Genomic DNA, 15,909 nt, shown 5'->3' on the forward strand with positions numbered 1-15,909 from the left:
GTCGTGATCGTCATCAGGTGCTCTCTCCTTGATCAGGAGTTACACCGATCTTTTTACACTCCCACGGCGGCGGCAGCGTAGATGAATGTGGTGTCGCCGGGTCGGTAGGGTTGATCGGGAGGTGCGTGGATGAGTTTCCGGCTGGCGGCATATGCCGTGTGCATCGAGGATGGGCACGTACTGCTCGCCCACTGTGTTTCGCCGACGGGGGACACAAGCTGGACCCTTCCGGGCGGTAGGGTCGAGCAGTCGGAGGATCCGTTCGATGCGGTGGTGCGCGAGGTCGCCGAGGAGACGGGCAGCGAGGCGGTGGTCGAGCGCTTGCTGGGCGTGGACTCGCGGGTGATTCCCGCCGCGGAGGCGCGGTTAGGGATCGAGCACCAGAACGTCGGTATCTTCTACCAGGTCCGGATCACCGGCGGCGTCCTGCGGCCCGAGCCGAACGGCGTGACGATCGAGTCGGTCTGGACGCCGATACCGGACGTCGCCGCTCTGTGCCGCTCGTCGCTGGTCGACGTCGGTCTTGCCCTGGCGCGGACGCTTCCGGCAACCGGACACGTCGCTGCTGTTGCGGTCGGTGGTCTGATTCAGCACTGAGTCGGCGCGGTCCTCACCGCTTCTGGCCGTTGCGGAACAGGGCGACGGTTTTCTCTATGCGTCGCTGGCGGGTCTCGGCGCCCTTCGCGGCTTCGAAGGTCGTGCGCTTCGGCTGGGGCTCCGTCATCCGCTTCTCTTTTCCGATCGTCGCGTGAGCCGCTTGCCCGATGAGTTTGGGTGGGCCGGTTCGTCGTACCACATGACAGCCGACCGCTCAGGAGATTTACCATGCCCTCGATACAGCCCATTGTCAGCACGCCCGACCTCAAACGCCTGCGCGCCTTCTACGAGAAGGTGCTCGACGCCGACGGCAACATGCTCAACCTGACCAAGTGGATCGGTCCGTCCACATAGGTCCGAGGTGCCCACGCGACGTGCACGGCTCCCACGTTGATCCTGGGAGCCGTGCACGTCCGCTATGGCAGGACGCTCAGATGCACTTCAGTCCGCTGTCGAAGCTCTCCACAGGCCGGCGTACAGCCGCGCGAACCCGGGCACAGCGTCTCGGCCAGGCCGCTCAGCGAGGTACGCACCAGGGTGCGGGCGGTGGGCTGCGCGTCGCGGCGCCGCTCGTACACCTCCAGCCAGCTCGACACCGCTGCGGCTCGGCCAGTACGGCTCCCAACTGCTCGCCGATCTCCTCCAGCCGGGCCGCGCGCGCCACGACACGCTCCCGGTGCCGCTCGATGGCGGCCCGGGCCCCGCCGGGTATCGGCGGCCAGGACGACGTCATCCGGTTCCGCACCTGGGCGCGTTAGTCCAAGGCGTCCTCCGGAAGGGCTGTGAGCTAATGCGCATGTGTTGCGTAAATCTACTGATGTTTACGTGACGTCTGGTCCGCAATACTCACCGTCATGGCAGGCCCACCCCGTCAAGGGGCGGGCCGCCCACAGTTCCGGCCAGGTCTCGAAGACCAAGGAGCGTGATGTGGACGGGAAGTCCTGGGGACTCAAGGTGAAGGCCAGCGTGTCGCGCGGCGCCGCCGTGGCAGTGCTGGCGGTCGTGGCGGCGCTGCCTGGGGCCGTACCGGCTCAGGCGGTCGGCTTCGACCAGGTGAAGAGGATGGGCCAAGAGGCTTTCAGCCTGTATATGGCACACCGCCGCGGCGAGCTGACCGACGAGCAGCTCTACGCGGCGGTGCGGCAGTTCGTCGACATCGTTGGCGAGGCGGAGGACGCCATCATCTCGCACATGGACGCGGTCGCCTCGGCTCAATGGGTCGGCGCGGCCCAGCACGCGATCCTGGAGGTCCCTTCCCTGCCGGACCTCACCGAGGACAACGCGGAGGAGTTCGCGCTGGAGATCAGCCTGTACGCGCGCCAGGCCAAGGCCACCTTCGACGAGCTTTCCTCCGAAGCCGTGGCCGACCGTCTCGGCTTCGCCATCGCCTCGCTCTACGCGGTCGCGCTCGAAGCGCGGGTCTGGGGCAACCTCAACACGAGCACCACGTTCATGCCGAACTACAAGGCGGCGATGAAGGCGATCGCCGATCGGCTGGAGCCGCGGTGCACCGGGCCGCGGGAAGGTGACATGGACTACCACCCATCGATCTACCACCAGGTGTACGAGTGCGTCACGCCCAACGGCATCGTGACCCTCCAGGACTACCAGGTCGATGGTGTGTGGCGTGAAGGGCCGTACACCCCGGAGACGCTCAAGGCCACGGCCGGCGCGAGTTCCAGCTGGGCGATTGCCAAGGACGTCCTGCGACGCATGGAAAACGAAGGGATCTGAGCGTGAAGGCCATGCTGAAGAGGTTGGCGGTGCGAGGGGTGGTCGCCACGGTGGCGGTCACCGGGATCGCGGTGCCGACCGCCCCGCGGCCGGCGCAGGCGGTGGACCCGGCCACGTTCATCCAGATAGCGCAGTACGCCTACGCCGCGTACAACCTCTACAACGAATCGAGGAGCGGTGGGCTGACGCTCGAACTGGCGGTCGGCATGATGATCAACGAGGTCCGCCGGTCCGAGCAGGCGATCAAGAACCACATGGACGCGCTGACCGTCGCCGAGGTCCGCGGCTGTGCTGAGCACGCCATGCTGGAGTTCGTCGAGAGCCCGGAGTTCTCGCTGAGCCTGAAGCAGCGATTCGCGCAGGACGCCACCGCCTGTGTCACGGCCATCAACGCCCGCTACGACGCGGTCGCGGGGAACTACAACTACGCGGCCCTGCGCGACCTCGCCGTCCTCATGGTCACGCTGGGGCCGGTCGCGCTGGCGGCGCGGGCGCAGGCCCGCCTTCAGACCGCGCAACTGGAGCAGTACCTGATCCCGGTCTTCAACAAGATGCTGAGCACGTTCCAGGTGTCCTGCCACATGTACTTCGACCGGTTCTACCTGCCGATCCCGGACGAGGAGAACGTCTGGCAGGTCTACCCCGAGCTGTACATCCCCGGCTTCTTCGTGTGCGGGGAACACCATGATGGAGCGATGGCGCAGCGGCACGAGTACGCGCTGTGGTACTGGGGGGCGTTCAAAGCCTTCCCCGATCCGGCCAATCCTGGCCGGATGCTGGACTACTACCCGCACTTCCAACTGCTTCGCGACGAGGTCGCGCAACGGTCGCTGAACGGGCTACTCACGGCGGCCGTAGCGGAGCTCCAGTCCTAATTGGGCTGCCGCGACGTCCGTCGAGGGTGAGGCCGTTGCTCCCGCGGCCTCACCCTCCGCCGTGGCGCGGAAGGCGCGAATCGGTGTACTTGTGCCGATTCTTGGATAGCTCCGTGGCGGTGCCGCGCCGCGAGCGAAATACTCGATTCCATGAATCCACGGGGGATGACAATGGACCGCGCCTGGACGCCGGGCATCGACACCGGCGGCGACCCGTCCGTTCTGACGTAGCGCATCGGCCGGCGGATGCTGCGAATCTGTGCACGCACAGGCGCCTATCGGCGGCGCGTGTTTGCCCAGACGATCGCTCCAACAACGATAACGATCGTCGTGATTAGACAGCAGACTATGGAAAGATGCCACGGCTTCAGTGCGCCCATGGCTGCTCACCCTAGCGCCATGTTTGGTGGTGGCGCTGACCGCTCGGGCGGGTGGTGCGTACGGGATCGGACGGGCTGGCTGCGGTCACCTGGCCACGAACGTAAGCCGGTATCGTCCGATGCGGATCTCGTCGCCCGTCGCCAGCACGGTGGTCTCAACTCGCTCTCCGTTGACGTATGTCCCGTTGAGACTGTCGAGGTCGGAGACGGTGTATCCGACCTCTTGGCGGCGGAAGTCGGCGTGCTTGCGGGACACGGTCGCACCGTCGAGAACGATCTCGTTGCCACCGTCGCGTCCGCAGGTGACCATTTCCGCGTCGAGCACGAACACTGCGCCGGCCCCGGGACCCTGGCGGATCTGCAGGGTCGCAGCGCCGGCCGATGGTTGCACCGCCGGCGCCTCACCGTCGTCGGCCGCACTCATGTGGATTGCTTCCATCTGCGTCGTCTCGTCGGGGTCGACCAGCCGGTACGCCGAGGTCGGGGCCGGGTCGGCGAGACTGCGCCGGGTGTTGAGGCTGTCCGCCGCTTCGGCCGCCACACCTTCGGCGGCGAGCACGGCGTCGGCGCAGCGGATCGGCAACCCGGCCTCCAGCGCGAGCGACACCGCCTCTAGCGGTGCTGCGGGCACCCGCACGCCGTTTCCGACGACCAGGACCACCCGCTCGGGGCCAGCCGCCGCCTCGCCGATCTCCACGTACCGGGCCGGTGCACCCACCGCGTCCAGAAGGTCACGCACCAGGCCGGCGCTCACACCCACCCTGGACCGCTGGGCCGTCCCCGGCGCGGTGGCGGTGAGCGGCAGATAGCGGTCACTTTCCGGGTCCTTCAAAAGCACCATCGCTGGCTCGTGCCACGATTCCGCCCGCATTTCGACCACAGCCAGCTCTGGCATCCGTCCCCCAACCCGTCGTTCCGACTGCGTCGAGGGTAGGGCCCGGCACGCGAGATTGCCTAGCGGCCCAGGTTGGGACAGCGGTGCTTTTTCGAAGCTGCCCACACACGTCTTGGTGATGGGCTTGTCCATCGACCGGTGGACGCGACGTTCGATAGGTCGATCCTGTCGGCGCGGGCAGGGCGTCCGCCAACGCGCTGGTGCCGGCGGGGCTCGGGCCGCGGCAGCCTACTGCCGCCATCGGCCGGTCCTCGGCAACGGCTCGGCAGGTCGGCCAGCCAGACCGCCGAAGCCTGGACCACCCCGGCGCAGCTCGCCGCCTGGACCGCACCCGGCGGCCCGCGCACGTACCAGATGCTCTACCGCTTCACCCACGCCGATGCGCGTGTGGCTTGACCTGGTTTGACGGAACCCTGTCTGGGCTTCCAGACTGGCCACGGCACACTGTGATCACACGCACCTGCGAGGTGGTTGATGTCCTCGGACACCCCTGAGGTCGTCCAGCTACTGGCCGATGACGGGTTCGCCGGCCGGCTGGCCGAGCTGGCCCGGTCGCTCGGTCGCGACCCGGGCGAGGTGAGCGCCGAGGCCGCCGGCTACCTGCGCGAGATGGGTGCGGTGCACACCGCCCGCGCCATGAGCGCCTGGTCCAGGTTCACGAGGTGGATGTTTCGCGCACACGAGCTGCTCGTGGATGAGGAGGCCGCGCGCCGGCTGCACCGGCTGGACCGCAAGTATTCGCTGCTGTTCCTGTTCTCCCATCGGTCGTATTTGGACGGTGCGGCGGTGCCGGTGGCACTGGACCGGCATGGGTTGAGCCCGGCGTACACCCTTGGCGGGTCGAACCTCAACTTCTTCCCCGTCAACCACCTGGCCCGCCGCTCCGGCATCGTCTACATTCGCCGGTCGACGCACGACCAGCCGGTGTACAAGCTCGCGTTGCGCGCCTACATCGGCCAACTGATCCGCAACCGCAAGAACCTCAGCTGGTCGATCGAGGGCGGGCGGACCCGCACGGGCAAGCTGCGGCCACCGACGTATGGCATCGTGCGCTATGTGGTGGACGCGCTCGAGGCCGCCCCGGACACCGAAGCCCTGATCGTTCCCGTGTCCATCGTGTACGAGCAGTTGCACGAGGTCGGGTCGATGACCGCCGAGGCGCGCGGGTCCAGAAAGCGGCCCGAGGACATCCGCTGGCTGGTCAACTTCGCCCGGCTGCAGGCCAACCGGCTCGGCCGGGCCTACCTGGACTTCGGCGAGCCAGTGCCGCTGCGCGAGCGGATAGCCGAGCTCCGCGGCGCGGATCAGCAGGGGCGGCACGTCGTCGAACGGATCGCCCTCGACACGTCGCACCGCATCAACCAGGCGACCCCGGTCACCGTCACGGCGGTCGTGTGCCTCGCGATGCTGGCCGCCGACCGGGCGCTCACCCTGGACGGGGTGCTTGAGACCGTCGCGCCGATGGCGGGCTACATCGAGTCCCGGCGCTGGCCCGTGGCGGGCGCGGCAAACCTCACCGACCGGGCCACCGTCCGCCGCACGTTGCAGGAGCTGGTCGCCTCCGGCGTGCTGACCAGCTACGACGGCGGCACCGACACGGTGTGGGTGATCGGCCCGGGCCAACACCTGGTGGCCGCGTTCTACCGCAACACGGCGATCCACATGCTGGTCGACCGGGCGATCGGCGAACTCGCGCTGGTCGCCGCGACGGAAGGCGGTCCGGACGGCCTGGCCACGGCGACCGAGGAAGCGCTGCGACTGCGGGACCTGCTGAAGTTCGACTTCTTCTTCGCCCGCCGCCGAGACTTCGCGGAGCAGATGGCGCTGGAGTTGGCGATCATCGAGCCGGGCGGTGGCGGGCTGCACGAGTTCACCCCGGCCAATGCGCGCCGTTGGCTGGAGCACGGCAAGCCGCTAGTCGCCCCGCTGGTGCTGCGGCCGTACCTCGACGCCTACCACCTCGTAGCCGATCGGCTCGCCGCCTGGGAGGACGAGGAGGTCGACGAGCCCAGGTTCCTCGACGAGTGCCTGCGAGTCGGCAAGCAGTGGGCGTTGCAGGGGCGACTGGCCAGCGAAGAGTCGGTTTCGCTGGAACTGTTCAAGCCGGCGCTGCACCTGGCCCGTCACCGCGGTCTGCTCGATTCGAGCGCATCAGATCTGCGGCAGCGTCGCGCGGACTTTCGCGACGAGCTGCGCGAGACGGTCCGCCGGGTGACCGTGGTCGCCGAACTGGCGCAGCAGAAACCGTGATATCCCTGGTGCCGTGGGACGAAGCGAGTTCTCTGCGTCGGCCGCCGTCAAGGATCTGGAGCGGCGCTGGGGGCTGACCCTGGTCTCGTTCGCGCCGAGCGGGGCGGCAGCCCGGATTCTGCGGCTTCAGCAGCTCGTTCAGAAGCTGCTGGACGGCCATCTGGCCGCAGATCCAGACGAGCCTTTGGTCGAGTTCTACGACGTCGAACAGCTGCACTGCACACACCTGACCCTGACCCGCAGCGCTGCCTGGGGACCCGTTCGCCTCGCTGACTTCGTGAAGCCAGGTACCGACCCGCAACAGCTGTGTGACATCCTGGCGCGTGAGACGGAGGGACTCGGCACCATCACGGTCACGCTCGACCGGTTGGAGTTGTCCGACAACGGTTTCCAGCTGACCGGCGCCTGCGCCGACGGGGACTCGGTGGCACGCAGAGCCAGGTTGCTGCGCCGCCTGAACACGCGGCTGGCCAGATCCTTCAATCTGGGTCGGCGTGCGTGGGACACCGACCCAGCTCGGCATGGGTTCGTCCACATGCGCCTGGGCTTCATGAAGCGTCCTTGCGACGACTACAAGGCACTCGTCGGCCAAGTGGCGAGGCTGTCCATCGATCCGATCACGCTCAGCTTCGCCGACATCACGCTGGTTCATCACCGTTACCGGTCGCTGCGCGCACCACATGCTGGATCGCTACGGTTCTCGCTGAACGGCCGGCCAGGGGGCGAAGGTGCGGCTCCGTCGTTCGAGCACCTCAATCTGTCGCCCGGTGCCGCCTGACGTGGACACGCCAGGCAGCACCGGCCCCGCCTACTTCCCTTTTCCGCCAAACCCGGAAATGATCGCGGGTCGAAGAGTGGGCAGGCGCGGCAGGGAGGCGTGATGGGCGACCGGCTGATCTTTCAGCTCGGTACCAACAACTGGCAACGTGGTGGGGAGTTCGCTCCGGGATCGGGAATCCTGCACGAGGCGCACCACCACGCGTACAACGCTCTGCCCGGGTTGCGGTGCTACTCGATGTATCCCTCACGGCGACAGCGATTCCAGGACGAGGACGTGCGGGTATTCGCGCTCGACCACGACATCCCGATCTGCGAATCCGTCTCCCCGGTCAGCAACTACCGCTGGCACGGCATGAGTGAGGCGGAGGTCGCCGCCTACCGGCAGCGGCTGACCGACGAGGTCGCCAGCTGGATGGACGAGATCGAGGCGAGGACCGGCGACCGGTTCGAGCTCGCGATCGCTCACCACGCCTTCATGAACACGGTCGTGATGCGCGACGTGATCCGGCGCCGCGCCGAGGCGGGCCGGGGCACGATGCCGCTGCTCTGCTTCACTCACGGCACCGAGCTGAAGATGTACGCCAACGAGCAGCGCGGTGATCGACCCGACGAGTTCCCGTCGCGCTTCCTGCCGTTCATGCGGGACGAGAAGGTCTTCGACTACGCCGGCCCGGCACACGGCATCGACCTGGTGGCGACGATCTCGGCCGAGCAGGTCGAGGCATTCCTCGCGGTGTTCCCGGAGTTCGCGCGAGACCGCGTGATGCTCTCGCCGAACGGCTACAACCAGGATGTCTTCCGCAGGCTGACCGAGCCGACCGACGTGTACGCCGATCGCGCGAACGTGCTGTCCGGTTTCATGACGCAGCCGCCCGAGGGCAGTGACAGGAAACCCGAACCGGTGGCGCCTCCGGACGGGTTCGACGCGGTGGTGGCGTTCTGCGGCAAGTTCGCCGACTGGAAGCGGCTCGACGCCCTGCTCCGCGCCGCGGCCATCTACGAGCGGCACGAGCTGCGAATCCTCACACTTGTGATCGGCTCCGGACCGGTCGAGGCACAGGTCCAGATGCACGACCTTGCCGCCGAGCTCGGCCTCCGGCGGACCTACTTCGTCGGCCCGCGACCGCAGGACGAGTTGGCGCTGCTGTTCAACTGCGCCGATGTCGGCTGCTTTCCGTCCTATCGCGAGCCTTTTGGCCTGGTGTTCATCGAGTGCATGGCCTGTGGCACTCCCGTGATCGGCGCCGATTCCGGCGGCCCGCGTGACTTCGTGACCCCCGATGTCGGCCTGCTCGTGCCGGAGACCGACGATCGGCAGGATCTCGCGGCGTCGCTCGCCGCCGCCGTGATCCGCGCCGTCGACGAGGACTGGAAAGGCTCCAAGGGCCCCACCGCGGAGGCCTATGCCACGGAGAACTTCAGTGTGGTGAGCCAGGTTTCGAAGCTGCTCGAGGAGGTCGACCGCTTGACGTCGAGGTGACGGCGGAGCCTGTGATTCAGTTGGCCCTCCTGCGGTACAGCTCGATGTACCGTGCGCCGACGTCGGGAGTTGGGGCGTGGTCGGCGCCGTCTTCGGTCACGTGCAGGTACCAGTACAGGCAGCCCTGTTGGTCGGCGAGGAACCTGACGAGATGGCCGCCGCCGTCTGGGAGCGGCGCCGGTGCCTGGGCGAGGTCCAGGAAGTCGTGGAAGCCGGTGTCGAGCAGCAGGTTGCGGTAGGCGCGGGCGTGCACGGCTGCGGGCGACGGCAAGCATCGCCGGGTCGAGGTCCACACCGATGGCTCGGGCGCCGCGCAGGGGCGAGCTCGGCGACGGCGCGGCCGGCGCCGCGGCCGACGTCGATGGCCGTGTCAGAGAAGCTACTGGAGCACGGATTGCGGTGCCGGCCTCCGGACTACCAGGCGTGCCCTCGGTTCCAGTCGATGGTGCTCGCCCGGCTGGACGGGGTTGATCTGGCCAAGGCCCAGGACCACGACTGACCGCTGTGATCGTTCATCTCCTGATCGCGTCAGGGATGAAGCGGCTGCGTCCCGCGCTACGAGCGATCCGTCATGCGCCCGTTGCCGCCAGAACGTCAGGACCATCGGGCGGCTCGTACGGGCGGCCCTTGAGCTCGTGGAATCCGTCGGCCTCGGCGACCAGGAGCGTGCCGTCCCACAGCCGGCCAGCCGCCCCACCGCGCTGCACCCGTGAGATCACCGGCCCGAACCAGGCGATCGACCGGCCAGGCTCGGGTTCGACCACGGTAATGGGGGTCCCGACGTGGTCGCCGATCTGGCTGATGCCGGCTGTGTGGGAAGCACGCAGCACCGCGTCGTGGTCAGGCGAGTCCCAGGCGGTCGCCAGTTCCGTGGGCAGTCCGGTCGCGGCCAGGACCTGGTCGACCGGACCCCAGTCGCCGCTGTGGGCCATCGCGCCGTACTGGTCATAGAGGCGCCCAACGGCCTGCGGGCCATGCCGGTGCTGGACCGCCGCGAACAGTCGAGCCGGTCCCCACAGGAAGCCGTCAGGATCGTTCTCCGGATCGTCGTCGCGGCCCTCGTTCAGCACGGACAGGCTCATGACCTGCCATACGACCCGTACCGGACGGACCTGTTCGACCTCGCGCATCCAGCGTGAAATGAGCCAGGTGTACGGGCAGTGGCTCTGCTCACGAGTTGCGGCACCAGCGGTTCGTGATTTTTGGCTCCATTGATCGGTTTGGTCGTTGATCAATCTCCGCGAGTCTTGACCGCACTTTCTTCCGCTGTTGCGGATTGATTGCGTTCGAGGGCGGTTTGCAGGCGTAGTCGGGTGAGCGCGAGCATGTCGATCAGCCAGCCGGGGCCGCCGGTGACATTCCGGGCGCGCAGAACTGCATCGAGCTCGCGGTGGACGGCCGGGCTTGCGCTGCCGAAGAAGTCCTCGCAGATGGTGAGGATCATCGGTAGCAGGTCGTCGAATTCACCAGTGTCCATTCGACCTCCGCGGGGCTGGAGCAGCGGTCGTCAGGTTCACGCCTGTGCGCGAGTGGTTCGCTCTGTGCGGGCGCGGGTTTGGGCGAGCCGGTAGGAATCAGTGCCGGTCTCGATGATGTTGCCGCCGAAGGTGAGCCGGTCGACGATCGCGGCGCAGAGCCGCGGGTCGGTGAAAGTCTTGGTCCACCCGGAAAAGGCTTCGTTGGAAGCTATGGCAACGGAGGCCTTCTCCTCGCGCTCGGTCAAGACCTGAAAGAGCAGCTCGGCGCCACGCCGATCAAGTTCCATATAGCCGAGCTCATCAATACACAGAAGATCGACGCGTCCGTAACGGGCGATCGTCTTGGCCAGCATCTTCTCGTCGGCGGCCTCGCCGAGTTCGTTGACGAGCTTGGTGGCCAGGACGTAGCGGACACGGTGACCGGCCATGGCTGCCCCGGTCCTAGGGCGATGAGCAGGTGCGATTTCCCGGTGCCGGAGTCACCGATCAGGCAGAGCGGTAACCCTTTCTTGACCCAGTCGCATTTGGCGAGGGTGTGGACGACGGCGGGGTCGACGTTCGGGTTGGCGGCGAAGTCGAAGGCTCGCAGGGCCTTGTCACGCGGGAAAGCGGCGGCTTTGATGCGGCGTTCCGAGCGGCGGCGGCCCCGGTCGTCGCACTCGGCCATGAGTAGCTCGGCGAGGAAGCCACGGTAGGTCATCTGGTCGCGGGCGGCGGCTTCGGCGAGGTCGGTAAACTGGGCTCGGATAGTGGGCAGGCGCAGCAGCCGGCAGGCGGAGTCGACTGCTGCGTCGGCGGCTTGCTCGGTCAGTCCTCGGTGACGGCTGGTCATGATCCGGTTCCTTCCGCGCGGCGTCGCAGGAGCTGGTCGTAGGCGGTGACCGTGGGCAGCGGTCGGGTGTCGGCAGGCAGCTGCGCGAGCCGCCGCTCGGTCAAAGAGATCACGTTGGCCGGCAGAGTCCGCGGTCCGGGCGATGATGTGGACGGGCGGTCGTCGGCTTCGGCGAACTTACGGGCCTCGAGGGCGACGGCGTCCGCGGTCAGTGCTCCCGAGAGGACCGCGGTGGCCAAGCCGGCAACGACGTGCTCGTGGGGCATGTGCCGATGCAGCAGGAGTACCTCGATCAACGCGCGGGTTCCGGCGGCGTCGCCGTGGGCCTTGCGCGCAGCGGCCCACCAGGCGTCGTGGACGGGGGTGAACCTGCCTGCAGCGCGGGCTTGTTCCAGGGCGGTGGCGCCGGGCAGTGCTCCGGGTTTGCGGATCAGGCCTTCCAGATAGTGGTCGAGATCGAGCCGAGAGCCGCCCTTGGCCATCAGCCGTTCGCGCCAGGCGACCTGTTCCCGGCCGTCATAGACGGCCAGGTGGGAGGCATGTAACTGGACCCGGACGGGGCGGCCGACCAGACGCACCGGCACTGAGTATCGGTTCGTGCGGACGGTGACCTGGCTGTAGCGATCGACGCGGGGTGTCAGCCAGATGCCGGTCTCGAAGTCGTCGTCCGGCAGCCGCATCAGCAGCGGCTGTTCGACCGCGAAGTCCTGGCCGACGGTGCGGTCCCGGGTGCCGATGCGCCGGGCGTCGTCCTGGTCGTCCCACTGGTCGATCATGGCGTTGAGCTCATCGAATGAGTCGACGCGTGTCCTGTTGACTGAACTACTTGGTGCATCGCTCCTGATTCGGGTGCAGTCGAAGATCAGGTTGACTACGGTCGCTGGCCGTGGTCGAAGGTGAGAATCTGTTTCGGGATCTGCGGTCGCTGGTCGTGCCGCGGGCGGGGTCGCTAGCGGCGACCGGTGATCCGTGGGAGCCGTATCGGCTGCTGGATTCCTCGGGTGAGCCAGTGGCGGCTGCAGCCGCGTATTTCGGGGAGTTGCAGGCCGCCGGGCGGCCGGCGACAACCCAGCGCTCGTATGGGATGGCGTTACTGCGCTGGTTCCGGTTCCTCTGGGCGGTAGAGGTCGCCTGGCGGGAGGCGACCCGGATCGAGGCCCGGGACTTTTCCCGGTGGATCCAGATCGGCGCGAAGCCGGTCCGTCCGCATTGGCGAGCGCCGGACAAGCCCGTGGTGATGAAGCCGAAACAGCTCAACGCGGTGACCGGCAAACGATCGCCCAGCGAAAGGTACGCGCCCTCGACCATCGCGCACTGCGAGACGGTGCTGCGCAGCTTCTATGCTTTTCACCTGGACGCCGGGACCGGGCCGTTGGTGAATCCGTTCCCGCTGGCCAGAGCCAAACGAGCGCACGCGCATCACAACCCGATGGATCGGTTCGAACCGCAGCGTGCCGGTCTGTATCGGCCTCGACAGCCCAAGCGGATCCCGCGGCAGATCCCGGACGAGGTGTTCAACGATCTGTTCGCGCGGTTATCCAGCGACCGGGACCGGGCCTTGGTCGCCTTCTGGGTGTCGACCGGGGCGCGGGCTGCGGAGCTGCTGGGCGTGCTGCGCAGCGGCGCGGATCCGGGCCAGCAGCTGATCACCGTGGTGCGGAAGGGATCTCGAGCGATGCAGCAGCTGCCGGCGTCGCCGGACGCGTTCGTCTGGCTGCGGCTCTACCAGCAGCAACTCCACGGTTTGGCGCCGGCGGGACCGGACGATCCGTTGTGGTGGACGCTGCGCAAGCCGTTGCGGCCGCTGACGTATCACGCGGCCAGGGCAATGTTCGTCCGAGCCAACGCGTTGCTGGGGTCGAACTGGTCGCTGCACGACCTGCGACACACGGCGGCCTACCGTCTGGCCCGCGACCCGGGTATGCCGATCACCGACATCCAATGGGTTCTCGGTCATGCGTCGTTGACCACCACCCAGATCTATACGACTCCGACCCCCGCGGACGTCATCGACGCGGTGGTAGCCCATCACCGGCGCCGAGCCGAGCCCCGGCCGTCTGCGGAACCCAAGCCGCTGGGCTATCGCAAGGAAAGCCTGGACGTGTTGTTCGGCCGGAGAAACTCGTGACCACAACCACCGTCGGCCTGCAGACACCGCGGACCTGGCAGGTCAGCAGTGAAGCCCAAGCGCTCATGGAGAAGTACCCGCCCCGCCCGGTTCCCGGCGCCTGGCCCAGGACTCGCGAGAGCCGGGTAGTTCTCGAGGACCGGATGGCGGCGGCACCGTTCCGCGGCGATGATTCCCAGTCCCGCTGCCATCGCAAGGCGTCGTTGCAGGCCGTACTCGACTGGCTGGAGCTCTATCCCGGTCAGAGCTGGCAGGAACGGTGGGACGCCACCGGCGCCGGCCGCGGCGGCCACCGGGATTGGCGACTCCAAGTGTCGGCCGACCTTGCAGAGGCCGGGCTCCTGGACGGGCACCCAGGCTATGTCCGCAAGATCCTCGGCACGGGCCTGATTCAGCTGATCGGCGGCGACTACCTGCGGCCGTCGCTCGGCTGGCTCATCGCCACTACGTCTCCGCTGCGGATCGCCAACGAGTTGGCCAAGGTCCGCGATCCCGACGGCATCGCCGAACTGCGGACCGCCCGGCTGGCCAGCACCGTCGGCGACTCGACCATGATCCCCGCCATCGAGAAGATCGCGCTGGTCATGGCCGCGAAGGGTGGCCTGGTTCGCAACGTGACGATCGGCGACTGCCTCGAGCTGATGAGGGTCAGCAGAGAGGTCTTCCCCGGACCGACTCGATCCGGCCGACACAGCCCGGTCTTCTATCAGCTGCTGCACTCGACCGGCCTGTTCCCCGCGGACGCCCCGCCCACGGTCCGCATGTTCAGCCCGGTATTCGCCGGCCAGGTCCCGGTGGAGCAGCTCGTCGACCGGTATCAGGTGGCCTGTCGCCCGGTCCGGGATCTCATGGTCGACTACCTTCGTGAACGGCAGCCCGCAATCGACTACGGCACCCTCACGTCCCTTGCCACCACCCTGGTGCTCTGGTTCTGGAAGGACCTCGAACGCCATCACCCCGGCATCGGCTCCCTGCGGCTGAGCCCGGAAACCGCCAGCGCTTGGAAACAGCGGATCCGCACCAGGGTTGTCCGGTCCCGCGGCGCCGACGGCGAGATCACCGAAACGACGGTTGAACGGGACACCGCCACCGACGCTCTCACGACCGTGCGCAGCTTCTATCTCGACCTGGCCCAATGGGCTCTCGACGACCCGGGCCGCTGGGGACAGTGGGCGGTTCCTTGTCCGATCCGGGCCACCGACATCCAGCACAAGAAGATGAACTCACGGCGCAAAGCCCGCATGGATCAACGCACCCGCGACCGGCTACCGGTCCTGCCAGCCCTCGTCGAGGCCGTCGAACGCAAAGCCGCCGCCGGCCGGCTGGCAGCAGCCCGAGCCGCCCAGCCCGGCGACACCTTCACCATCGACGGCGTCACCTTGCGACTCGCCCAGCTCGCCCGTCACTCACCGCGCATCTGGGCCGAGGAACCCACCACCGGACGCCGCCGCGACCTGATCCGCGAAGAAGACAACGCGTTTTGGGCCTGGGCCGCGGTCGAGGTGCTGCGCATGACCGGGATCCGGATCGAAGAACTCACCGAACTGTCCCACCACAGCCTGGTCCAATACCGGACGCCAGCTACCGGCGAACTGATCCCGCTGCTGCAGATCCCGCCCTCGAAAACCGATGAGGAACGACTGCTGGTCATCTCACCGGAACTGGCAGACGTGCTCTCCGCGATCGTCTGCCGGATCCGCAACCCTGACGGCAGCGTCCCCCTCGTGGTCGCCTACGACCACCACGAAAGATCTGGAATCCACCTATCCCTCTGCTTTTCCAACGCACCATCGCCCTGGAAACCCGGCCCATCCCGATCTCCGGAATCCGAGTCCTGGTCAGTAACGCTCTTGCTCGCACCGGGCTCACCGACATCACCGGCAAACCGCTGGACTTCGCACCCCACGACTTCCGCAGGATCTTCACCACCGACGCCATCATGAACGGAATGCCGCCTCACATCGCTCAGCTCCTCCTGGGGCACAAGGACATCAACACCACGATGGGTTACAAGGCCGTCTATCCCGAGGAGGCCATCAACGGCCATAGAGCCTTCATCGCCCGCCGCCGCGGCCTTCGGCCCAGCGAGGAATACCGGCACCCCAACGACACGGAATGGGACGAGTTCCTCGGCCACTTCGAGCGCCGCCGCCTCGCCCTTGGCGACTGCGGACGCGCATACGGCACCAACTGCATCCACGAACACAGCTGCGTTCGCTGCCCACTCCTTCGCGTCGACCCTGCCCAACGGCAACGCCTGATCGACATCCGCGACAACCTCACCTTCCGCATCGCCGAAGCAGAACGCGAAGGCTGGCTCGGTGAAGCCGATGGACTCCGCGTCAGCCTCGCCGCCGCTAAAGAGAAACTGGCCCACGCTGACGCCAGCCTTCAACGCCGGGTCGTTGCTGTCGAGCTCGGTATGCCTAGCTTCCGTGACGTCGCGGCGCGCACTGTTACAACCTGATCATCGACTACCG

18 protein-coding genes and 1 pseudogene are annotated in these 15,909 nt (G+C 67.4%); 11 read left to right on the top strand and 8 right to left on the bottom strand.

Annotated elements, in window-relative coordinates; all coding sequences use genetic code 11:
• Positions 1-129 precede the first annotated feature (129 nt).
• Entirely contained in the window at positions 130-597 is a 468-nt protein-coding gene (locus V6V89_RS31565; RefSeq protein WP_334623192.1) for an NUDIX hydrolase, read from the top strand.
• A gap of 228 nt (positions 598-825) precedes the next feature.
• Positions 826-951, top strand: coding sequence for a hypothetical protein (locus V6V89_RS31570; protein ID WP_334623193.1), 126 nt, complete (start codon positions 826-828; stop codon positions 949-951).
• Between the two features lie 163 nt (positions 952-1,114).
• Here V6V89_RS31570 and V6V89_RS31575 read toward each other — a convergent pair whose 3' ends face one another.
• Positions 1,115-1,330: a hypothetical protein gene (locus V6V89_RS31575; RefSeq protein WP_334623194.1), complete on the bottom strand. Its 216-nt coding sequence runs from the start codon at positions 1,328-1,330 to the stop codon at positions 1,115-1,117.
• A 92-nt stretch (positions 1,331-1,422) separates the two neighbouring features.
• On the opposite strand from V6V89_RS31575, the gene V6V89_RS31580 reads away from it, so the two are divergent.
• Together V6V89_RS31580 and V6V89_RS31585 are read left to right on the top strand one after the other, a co-directional pair.
• Positions 1,423-2,331 (top strand): hypothetical protein, encoded by a 909-nt coding sequence (locus V6V89_RS31580; RefSeq protein WP_334623195.1) that lies wholly within the window; start codon positions 1,423-1,425, stop codon positions 2,329-2,331.
• An 11-nt stretch (positions 2,332-2,342) separates the two neighbouring features.
• On the top strand, positions 2,343-3,206 hold the full coding sequence (locus V6V89_RS31585) for a hypothetical protein (protein WP_334623197.1): 864 nt from the start codon (positions 2,343-2,345) through the stop codon (positions 3,204-3,206).
• A 465-nt stretch (positions 3,207-3,671) separates the two neighbouring features.
• Here the strand turns inward: V6V89_RS31585 and V6V89_RS31590 are convergent, their stop codons facing one another.
• On the bottom strand, positions 3,672-4,427 hold the full coding sequence (locus V6V89_RS31590; RefSeq protein WP_334623198.1) for an FHA domain-containing protein: 756 nt from the start codon (positions 4,425-4,427) through the stop codon (positions 3,672-3,674).
• 528 nt (positions 4,428-4,955) lie between these two features.
• On the opposite strand from V6V89_RS31590, the gene V6V89_RS31595 reads away from it, so the two are divergent.
• The 3 genes from V6V89_RS31595 (at position 4,956) to V6V89_RS31605 (ending at position 8,991) form a co-directional block, all read left to right on the top strand.
• The gene (locus tag V6V89_RS31595) at positions 4,956-6,731 is read left to right on the top strand and encodes a lysophospholipid acyltransferase (protein WP_334623199.1); all 1,776 of its coding nucleotides are present in this window, start codon (positions 4,956-4,958) and stop codon (positions 6,729-6,731) included.
• A gap of 13 nt (positions 6,732-6,744) precedes the next feature.
• Positions 6,745-7,509 (top strand): hypothetical protein, encoded by a 765-nt coding sequence (locus V6V89_RS31600; RefSeq protein ID WP_334623200.1) that lies wholly within the window; start codon positions 6,745-6,747, stop codon positions 7,507-7,509.
• Positions 7,510-7,611: 102 nt separating this feature from the next.
• The gene (locus V6V89_RS31605) at positions 7,612-8,991 is read left to right on the top strand and encodes a glycosyltransferase (RefSeq protein WP_334623201.1); all 1,380 of its coding nucleotides are present in this window, start codon (positions 7,612-7,614) and stop codon (positions 8,989-8,991) included.
• Between the two features lie 16 nt (positions 8,992-9,007).
• Here V6V89_RS31605 and V6V89_RS31610 read toward each other — a convergent pair whose 3' ends face one another.
• Positions 9,008-9,262, bottom strand: coding sequence for a hypothetical protein (locus V6V89_RS31610; protein WP_334623202.1), 255 nt, complete (start codon positions 9,260-9,262; stop codon positions 9,008-9,010).
• 96 nt (positions 9,263-9,358) lie between these two features.
• Between V6V89_RS31610 and V6V89_RS31615 the strand changes: the two genes are divergently transcribed.
• Positions 9,359-9,490, top strand: a complete 132-nt coding sequence (locus tag V6V89_RS31615; protein WP_334623203.1) for a hypothetical protein — start codon at positions 9,359-9,361, stop codon at positions 9,488-9,490.
• Between the two features lie 70 nt (positions 9,491-9,560).
• Here the strand turns inward: V6V89_RS31615 and V6V89_RS31620 are convergent, their stop codons facing one another.
• The 5 genes and pseudogenes from V6V89_RS31620 to V6V89_RS31640 all read right to left on the bottom strand — a co-directional run bounded on the left by V6V89_RS31620 (position 9,561) and on the right by V6V89_RS31640 (position 12,077).
• Entirely contained in the window at positions 9,561-10,226 is a 666-nt protein-coding gene (locus V6V89_RS31620) for a mycothiol-dependent nitroreductase Rv2466c family protein (RefSeq protein WP_442935257.1), read from the bottom strand.
• Complete coding sequence (locus V6V89_RS31625) at positions 10,223-10,468, bottom strand: hypothetical protein (protein ID WP_334623206.1); 246 nt, start codon at positions 10,466-10,468, stop codon at positions 10,223-10,225. The genes V6V89_RS31620 and V6V89_RS31625 overlap by 4 nt, the downstream gene beginning before the upstream one ends.
• Positions 10,469-10,504: 36 nt before the next feature.
• On the bottom strand, positions 10,505-10,897 hold the full coding sequence (locus tag V6V89_RS31630; protein WP_334623207.1) for an ATP-binding protein: 393 nt from the start codon (positions 10,895-10,897) through the stop codon (positions 10,505-10,507).
• Between the two features lie 71 nt (positions 10,898-10,968).
• Positions 10,969-11,301, bottom strand: a pseudogene (locus tag V6V89_RS31635) (ATP-binding protein); the annotation flags it as partial.
• Entirely contained in the window at positions 11,298-12,077 is a 780-nt protein-coding gene (locus V6V89_RS31640; protein WP_334623208.1) for a Mu transposase domain-containing protein, read from the bottom strand. The gene V6V89_RS31640 and the pseudogene V6V89_RS31635, both read right to left, overlap by 4 nt.
• A gap of 461 nt (positions 12,078-12,538) precedes the next feature.
• Here V6V89_RS31640 and V6V89_RS31645 point away from each other — a divergent pair, with 461 nt between their 5' ends.
• From V6V89_RS31645 to V6V89_RS31655, 3 genes are read left to right on the top strand one after another with little or no spacing between them, the layout of a single operon-like run.
• Complete coding sequence (locus V6V89_RS31645) at positions 12,539-13,429, top strand: tyrosine-type recombinase/integrase (RefSeq protein ID WP_334623237.1); 891 nt, start codon at positions 12,539-12,541, stop codon at positions 13,427-13,429.
• Entirely contained in the window at positions 13,426-15,372 is a 1,947-nt protein-coding gene (locus V6V89_RS31650; RefSeq protein WP_334623209.1) for a hypothetical protein, read from the top strand. Before V6V89_RS31645 ends, V6V89_RS31650 begins: the two co-directional genes overlap by 4 nt.
• Complete coding sequence (locus V6V89_RS31655) at positions 15,264-15,896, top strand: site-specific integrase (protein ID WP_334623238.1); 633 nt, start codon at positions 15,264-15,266, stop codon at positions 15,894-15,896. Before V6V89_RS31650 ends, V6V89_RS31655 begins: the two co-directional genes overlap by 109 nt.
• Positions 15,897-15,909 lie beyond the last annotated feature (13 nt).

Origin of the sequence: Micromonospora sp. CPCC 206061 (assembly GCF_036906915.1) — a bacterium.
Lineage (GTDB): Bacteria > Actinomycetota > Actinomycetes > Mycobacteriales > Micromonosporaceae > Phytohabitans.

Coding starts and splice junctions, on each gene's coding strand:
- V6V89_RS31595 (WP_334623199.1), top strand. CDS start 4,956: ATGTCCTCGGACACCCCTGAGGTCGTCCAGCTACTGGCCGATGACGGG.
- V6V89_RS31630 (WP_334623207.1), bottom strand. CDS start 10,897: ATGGCCGGTCACCGTGTCCGCTACGTCCTGGCCACCAAGCTCGTCAAC.
- V6V89_RS31565 (WP_334623192.1), top strand. CDS start 130: ATGAGTTTCCGGCTGGCGGCATATGCCGTGTGCATCGAGGATGGGCAC.
- V6V89_RS31585 (WP_334623197.1), top strand. CDS start 2,343: ATGCTGAAGAGGTTGGCGGTGCGAGGGGTGGTCGCCACGGTGGCGGTC.
- V6V89_RS31640 (WP_334623208.1), bottom strand. CDS start 12,077: ATGATCGACCAGTGGGACGACCAGGACGACGCCCGGCGCATCGGCACC.
- V6V89_RS31590 (WP_334623198.1), bottom strand. CDS start 4,427: ATGGTGCTTTTGAAGGACCCGGAAAGTGACCGCTATCTGCCGCTCACC.
- V6V89_RS31605 (WP_334623201.1), top strand. CDS start 7,612: ATGGGCGACCGGCTGATCTTTCAGCTCGGTACCAACAACTGGCAACGT.
- V6V89_RS31570 (WP_334623193.1), top strand. CDS start 826: ATGCCCTCGATACAGCCCATTGTCAGCACGCCCGACCTCAAACGCCTG.
- V6V89_RS31625 (WP_334623206.1), bottom strand. CDS start 10,468: ATGGACACTGGTGAATTCGACGACCTGCTACCGATGATCCTCACCATC.
- V6V89_RS31645 (WP_334623237.1), top strand. CDS start 12,539: ATGAAGCCGAAACAGCTCAACGCGGTGACCGGCAAACGATCGCCCAGC.
- V6V89_RS31575 (WP_334623194.1), bottom strand. CDS start 1,330: ATGACGTCGTCCTGGCCGCCGATACCCGGCGGGGCCCGGGCCGCCATC.